This window comes from Micromonospora sp. AMSO1212t (assembly GCF_008868145.1).
Lineage (GTDB): Bacteria > Actinomycetota > Actinomycetes > Mycobacteriales > Micromonosporaceae > Micromonospora > Micromonospora tulbaghiae.
Genome location: NZ_WBKS01000073.1, coordinates 22,293 through 28,911, shown reverse-complemented (window position 1 = coordinate 28,911; position 6,619 = coordinate 22,293). Strand labels below are relative to the sequence as shown.

Below are 6,619 nucleotides of genomic sequence, written 5' to 3'. Positions count from 1 at the left end.
GGCCCGAGGGCGGGCCGATGCGGGAGTTGCTCCGGGTGGCGCCGGGGCCGGTGGACCTGGAGGCGATCGACCCCCGGTCGACGCCAGGGCTGCCGGCGGCGGCCGGGCGCGGGCCCGCGCGCAAGGAGTGGGCGCGGGCCCAGGTCGAGCTGATCGGCGCGGAACTGGGGCGGCAGCAGGAGATGCTGTACGCCTCGGCGCAGGGCGCCGCCGGGCCGGGCAGCGCCACCAGCGCGCCGGCGCAGGCGGACGCCGGACTGGACGGCGACCGGCCGCGCCGGGTGCTGCTGGTGCTCCAGGCGATGGACTGCGGCGGCAAGGACGGCACGGTCAAGCGGGTGGCGGGCGCGATGAACCCGCTCGGGCTGCACATCCGCTCGTTCGGGCCGCCCACCGAGGAGGAGTTGCGGCACGACTTCCTGTGGCGGGTACGCCGGGCGCTGCCGCCACCCGGGTACGTCGGCGTGTTCAACCGCTCGCACTACGAGGACGTGCTCATCGCTCGCGTCGAAGGGCTGGTCGACGAGGCGACCTGGCGGTCCCGGTACGCGATCATCAACGACTTCGAGCGGGAACTGACCGAGCAGGCGGTCACAGTGGTGAAGGTCATGCTGCACATCTCGTACGCCGAGCAGGGCGAGCGGCTGATGGAGCGGCTCACCGACCCGGCAAAGTTCTGGAAGTACAACCCGAGCGATCTGGACACCCGGGCACGTTGGGACGACTATCAGGCCGCGTACGCCGAGGCCTTCGAGCGTTGCGGCACGGACGCCGCGCCCTGGTTCGTGGTGCCGGCGGACCGCAAGTGGTACCGGGACTGGGCGGTCGCCCACCTGCTGCGGGAGACGTTCGACGGGTTGGATCTGGGGTATCCGCCTGCCGATTTCGACGTCGAACGGGAGCGTGACCGGTTACGGAGCCAGCGCCGTGAGTGATCAGGTGAACGGAAGGTGAACGAGCGGTGAATCGGGCCTGACCAGGGGTGGGCCGATCGAAAGTAGGTTCGGCGCGGTCCCTAGCATGCGCAGAGCAGACGCCCGGGGGGCGACGGCCACCCTTCCACCGACACGACGAGGTCCGTGCTGTGAAGTTTTCCTTCCGTCCCACCGAGGGCGCTTTCTACGAGCTCTTCACCAGGGCCGCGCAGAACCTGGTGAAGGGGACCGACCTGCTCAACGAGCTGGGCCTGCCCGGTGCCGACGTGCAGTCGATCAGCGAGCGGCTGACCGACATCGAGCACGACAGCGACCAGATCACGCACGAGCTGTACAAGAAGATCAACTCCACCTTCATCACGCCGTTCGACCGGGAGGACATCTACCGGCTCGGCTCGCTGCTCGACGACGTGATGGACCACCTGGAGGCGGTCGGCAACCTGCTCTACCTGTACGGCCTGACCAAGCTCCCGTCGCTTCCGCGCGAGCTGCACGAGCTGGTTAACGTGCTGGACCTGCAGGCCAAGCTCACCGCCGAGGCGATGCCCCGGCTGAAGTCGATGAAGGACCTCGAGGACTACTGGATCGAGTGCAACCGGCTCGAGAACGACGGCGACCAGGCGTACCGGATGCTGCTGGTCCGCCTCTTCTCCGGTGAGTACGACGCGCTCACGGTGCTGAAGATGAAGGAGGTGGCCGACGAGCTGGAGGCCGCCTGCGACGCCTTCGAGCACGTGGCCAACACCGTCGAGACCATCGCGGTCAAGGAGTCCTGATCCAGTGACACCCGAACTCATCGCCGTGCTGGCGGTGATCGCGGTCGCCATGGCGTTCGACTACACGAACGGCTTCCATGACGCGGCCAACGCGATCGCCACCAGCATCTCGACCCGGGCGCTGACCCCCCGGATCGCGCTCGCGCTGGCCGCCGTCGGCAACTTCGTCGGCGCGCACTTCGGCGCCGGGGTGGCCAAGACGGTCGGCGACGGGCTGGTGACGTTGCCGACCGGGGTGGAGAGCCTCGGCGTGGTCTTCGCCGGCGTGCTCGGCGCGATCATCTGGAACCTGATCACCTGGTACTTCGGCCTGCCGTCCTCGTCCTCGCACGCCCTCTTCGGTGGCCTGGTCGGCGCGACCCTGTTCGCCGCCGACGGCATCGTCCAGTGGGGCACCATCATCGAGAAGGTCCTCGTCCCGATGGTGCTCTCGCCGGTGGTCGGCCTGATCCTCGGCTTCTTGGTGATGCTGGCGATCATGTGGCTGTTCCGGAAGGGCCAGCCGGGCAAGCTCAGCCGTGGCTTCCGGTGGGCGCAGACCGCGTCCGCCGCCGCCATGTCGGTCGGTCACGGCATGCAGGACGCCGCGAAGACCATGGGCATCATCGTGCTCGCGCTCTACACCGGCGGTTTCCAGGAGAGCAAGACGCACATCCCGGGCTGGGTCTTCTGGACCTCCGCCGCGATGCTGGCGGCCGGCACGTACGCGGGCGGCTGGCGGATCATCCGTACGCTCGGGCGGAAGATCATCGACCTCGGCCCCGCGGAGGGCTTCGCGGCCGAGACCGTGGCCAGCGCGGTGCTCTACTTCAACGCGCTGGTGCTGAAGGCGCCGATCTCCACCACGCACACGATCACCTCGGCGATCATGGGTGTGGGATCCACGAAACGGCTCTCCGCGGTGCGCTGGAACGTGGCGGGCAACATCGTGATCGCCTGGATCATCACGTTCCCGGCCGCCGCCGCGATCGCCTGCCTCGCGTACCTGCTGGTCCGGCCCCTGTTCTGATCTCCGCGCGGTGACGTCGAGGGGTTCCCCGCCGTGGCGGGGAACCCCTCACGCGTAGGAGACGCCGATCCGGGCCTTGATGTCGTCGATCAGGCCCATCACCTCGAGCGTCGCGGCGTGCGGCACCAGCGGGCTCTCGGTCAGCCCGGCCGCCAGGCAGCGCTGCACCTCGATCGCCTCGTACTGGTAACCGCCGCCGGTCAGGTCCGCCGGGATCGTTTCCGGTTCGGCGCCGGCCCGGTGCAGCACCACGTGCGCGGGCCGGAAGAACAGCTCGGGCAGGTCGATCCGGCCGGTCGTACCGGTGATCGAAGCGGTGATCGCTGTCGCGCCGACCATGCCGCAGCTGAGCGTCGCCACCGCGCCGGAGTCCCAGCCGAGCGCCATGCCGGTGTTCTCGTCCACCGCCTCCGGGGTCAGCTTGGCCCACGCCTGCACGTGCTGCGGCACGCCGAGCACCAGGTGGGCCAGGCTCAGCGGGTAGACGCCGAGGTCGAGCAGCGCGCCGCCACCGAGCGTGCGGGCCCGCATCCGGTGCTCCGGCGGGAACGGGCCGGCCACGCCGAAGTCCGCCCGTACGTGCGTCACCTCACCGATCGCGCCGTCCCGGATCAGCTCCAGCACCCGCAGGATCAGCGGGTTGGTCCGCATCCACATGGCCTCCATGAGGAACAGACCCCGGTCGCGGGCCGTCTCCACCAGCTCGGTGGTGGTCGGCAGGTCCAGCGTGCAGGGCTTCTCCACCAGCACGGCCTTGCCGCCGGCCAGGCACGCGAGCGCCGCCTCGTGGTGGGCGGCGTGCGGGGTGGCCACGTAGATCGCGTCCAGGTCCGGGTCCGCGGCCAGTTCCGCCCACGAGGCGTACGCCCGCGGCACGTCGTGCCGGCGCGCGAACAGCTCGGCGCTCTCCCGGGTACGCGAGCCGACCGCCACCAGTTCGGCGCCCGGCACCAGCCGCAGATCCTCGGCGAAGCGGGCGGCGATGTTTCCGGTGGCCAGGATTCCCCAACGCGTCATGCCCGGCACGCTATCCCGTACCGCTCCGGGGCCGGCAGGGTGATCCACCGGTCGGGACGGCTCAGCCGCGGGCGTCGGCGGCGGCGCGGGCGGCCCGCTCGATCATCGCCCGCCGCGCCGTCAGCGTCGGCTGGTCGGGTTCCAGGTATGCGTACTCGGCCCAGGTCCCGGTCGAGCCGTCGAGCTGCTCGCGCAGGATGTCGGCGTGCCCCGCGTGCCGGCCGGTCTCGGTCAGCACGTGGACCAGGACGTTGAACAACTTGACGTCCGGACGGGGCCACCACGGCACGTGGCCGGGCGCGTCGATGGCGAGGGCCTCGATCGTCGCGTCCGCGTGCTCGGCCGCCCGCCGGTAGCGGCCGATCACCTCCTCGCGGGTCTCGTGCTCACTCGCCCACATGTCGATGCCGTCCGGATCCGGGTCGTCCCACCGGGGCAGCGGTTCCGGGAACGGCCTGCCGAACACCTCGCCGAAGTACCGGGCCTCCCCGAACGACAGGTGCTTGACCAGGCCGAGCAGGTTGGTGCCGGACGCGGTCAGAGGACGGCGTACGTCGTATTCGGACAGCCCGTCGAGCTTCCACAGCATCGCCTCGCGGATCTGGCGCAGGTCGTTGTGCAGGTATTCCTTCGCGAAGTCGTCGATCACGGGTCACGACCCTGCCAGGCGCGACCGACGGACGCAGTCCCGCGCTTCCTGCGGCTTCCGACGCTGCGCCCCGAAGGGCCATGTGACGTCGATCGAATACGGAGCGTGAAGATAGCGCAGCGTGACGGCGATTGCTCCTCTCTTCGCCAGGACCGGGCGCCCAAAGGCGCTCTTACGGACATAAGCCCGAGCCCGCTCGGCTGGGCCGATGCCCTCTCGTCCCCTTTGCTCTGCAGCCTCATGCGCACCGCACACGGACGGTTGCCATTGCGGATTCGGCTGCAGAGCAAAGGGCACGGAGGTATGCCTTTGGGCGGACGGGGAGAACTACGCACCGTGGCCGGGCGGCCCGCGCTCGGAGCACGTGTGTCCCGTGAGTCGACGGGAACCGTCGCCGACCGGACTGCCAGGCGGGAACTAGGCTCGGCGCATGACGATCGACGGCTTCGCCGCACCCCCCGCCCTGGTGGAGCACGCCCGCCGATTCCGGGCCGAGGGCGCCGTACCGGCCGTGCCCCGGGTCGCCGCCACGGTGCTGTTGCTCCGCCCGGCCGGCGACGGGTTCGAGGTCTACATGATCCGCCGGGTCGCGGCCATGACCTTCGGCGGAATGTACGCCTTCCCGGGCGGCGGGGTGGACCGCTCCGACTCGGAGGCGCACCTCGGCTGGGCCGGCCCGGACCCGGCGGAGTGGGGGGAGCGGCTCCGGCTCGACCCGGCCGCTGCGCAGGCGGTGGTGTGCGCCGCCGCCCGCGAGGTCTTCGAGGAGGCGGGCGTGCTGCTCGCCGGCCCGGACCCCGACACGGTCGTCGGCGACGTGAGCGGCGACGACTGGGAGGCGGCCCGGCAGGATCTGGAGGGACGGCGGGTCGGCTTTGCGGACCTGCTGGCCGGTCGGGGTCTGACGCTGCGATCCGACCTGCTGCTGCCGTGGAGCCGGTGGATCACCCCGGAGTTCGAGCCGCGCCGCTTCGACACGTACTTCTTCGTCGCCCTGCTGCCCGAGGGGCAGCGGACCCGGGACGTCTCCGGGGAGGCCGACCACACGCTGTGGCTGCGCCCGGCGGACGCCCTGGCCCGGGCGGAGTCCGGCGAGCTGACGATGCTGCCGCCCACAATGGTCACGCTGGCCGAGGTGGCCGCCGCCGGCGACCTGGGCGGTGTGGCCGGCGCGGCGGCGAAGCGCGACCCCGGCGTCCCCGTCATGCCGCACCTCGACCTCTCCGACGTCGAGGCCCCCCGCTTCCGTCTGTCCTGACGTCAGCCGGCGGCGCGAAGGTAGCGGGCCGCGAGGGTGCGTAGGAGATCGGCCAGTTCGGGCGGTTCCTCGACGGTGAAGTCGAGGTCGAGCAGGCCGAGCCAGACCGCGATGTTCTCCAGCCGGTCGGCGCCGGTGTGCAGGAGACAGGCGCTGTCGCCGGCCGGCTCGACAGTGCCGACGGCCGGATTGATCCGGTCGGCCACCGCCTCGGCGGGGGCGTGCACGCGGACGCGCGCCCGGTGCCGCCAGGCCGCCGAGGAGACACCCTGCCGGACCCGGTCCACCACGTCCCCGGGCAACTCGCGCGCCGCGAACCGGGGGCCGGTCGGGGTACGCGGGGTGAGCCGGTCCACCCTGAACGTGCGCCAGTCGTCCCGCGCCGGGTCGAAGGCCACGAGGTACCAGCGCCTGCCCCAGTTCACCAGCCGGTACGGCTCGACGTCCCGTCGATCGGCGGTCCCGTCGTGCCGGACGTAGTCGAACCGCAGCCGCTCCCGGTCCCGGCAGGCGGCCCCGATCAGGCTGAGGGTCCCGGCGTCCACGGTAGGGCCGGGCTGGTCGTGCGGCACCCGGATGGTGTGGGTGTGCAGGGCGGCGACGCGCCGGCGCAGACGGTGGGGGAGCACCTGCTCCAGCTTGGCCAGCGCCCGCAGGGATGTCTCCTCGATGCCGGCGACGCTGCCGCCCGCGGCCGTGCGCAGCCCGACCGCCACCGCCACCGCCTCCTCGTCGTCGAGGAGCAGCGGGGGCAGGGCCGCACCGGCGCCCAGCCGGTACCCGCCGACCGCGCCCCGCGTGCCGTGTACGGGATAGCCCAGCTCGCGTAGCCGCTCCACGTCGTTGCGCACGGTCCGGGTGCTCACCGCGAGGCGCTCGGCCAGTTCGGCGCCAGTCCAGTCACGCGGGGTCTGCAACAGCGACAGCAGGCGCAGCAGCCGTGCGGAGGTCTCCAACATTTCTCGAATCCTGCCA

Annotated in this window: 7 protein-coding genes; 4 read left to right on the top strand and 3 right to left on the bottom strand. The window is 71.6% G+C overall.

The features are described 5' to 3' along the window. The 3 genes from F8279_RS18740 to F8279_RS18730 form a co-directional block, all read left to right on the top strand. Nucleotides 1-935, top strand: a 935-nt coding sequence (locus F8279_RS18740; RefSeq protein WP_225853325.1) for a PPK2 family polyphosphate kinase, incomplete at its 5' end; no start/stop codon positions are given. Nucleotides 936-1,084: 149 nt separating this feature from the next. Beyond that, complete coding sequence (locus F8279_RS18735; RefSeq protein ID WP_030504473.1) at nucleotides 1,085-1,711, top strand: DUF47 domain-containing protein; 627 nt, start codon at nucleotides 1,085-1,087, stop codon at nucleotides 1,709-1,711. Nucleotides 1,712-1,715: 4 nt separating this feature from the next. Beyond that, nucleotides 1,716-2,720, top strand: coding sequence for an inorganic phosphate transporter (locus F8279_RS18730; RefSeq protein ID WP_091425454.1), 1,005 nt, complete (start codon nucleotides 1,716-1,718; stop codon nucleotides 2,718-2,720). A gap of 48 nt (nucleotides 2,721-2,768) precedes the next feature. Here the strand turns inward: F8279_RS18730 and F8279_RS18725 are convergent, their stop codons facing one another. Then, entirely contained in the window at nucleotides 2,769-3,737 is a 969-nt protein-coding gene (locus F8279_RS18725) for a Gfo/Idh/MocA family protein (protein WP_091425452.1), read from the bottom strand. A 61-nt stretch (nucleotides 3,738-3,798) separates the two neighbouring features. Next, complete coding sequence (locus F8279_RS18720) at nucleotides 3,799-4,386, bottom strand: DinB family protein (protein WP_091425450.1); 588 nt, start codon at nucleotides 4,384-4,386, stop codon at nucleotides 3,799-3,801. Nucleotides 4,387-4,816: 430 nt separating this feature from the next. Here F8279_RS18720 and F8279_RS18715 point away from each other — a divergent pair, with 430 nt between their 5' ends. Continuing rightward, on the top strand, nucleotides 4,817-5,644 hold the full coding sequence (locus tag F8279_RS18715; protein WP_151500613.1) for an NUDIX domain-containing protein: 828 nt from the start codon (nucleotides 4,817-4,819) through the stop codon (nucleotides 5,642-5,644). Nucleotides 5,645-5,646: 2 nt separating this feature from the next. On the opposite strand, the gene F8279_RS18710 is transcribed toward F8279_RS18715, so the two are convergent. Continuing rightward, nucleotides 5,647-6,603 (bottom strand): YafY family protein, encoded by a 957-nt coding sequence (locus F8279_RS18710; protein ID WP_091425447.1) that lies wholly within the window; start codon nucleotides 6,601-6,603, stop codon nucleotides 5,647-5,649. Nucleotides 6,604-6,619: the final 16 nt, after the last annotated feature.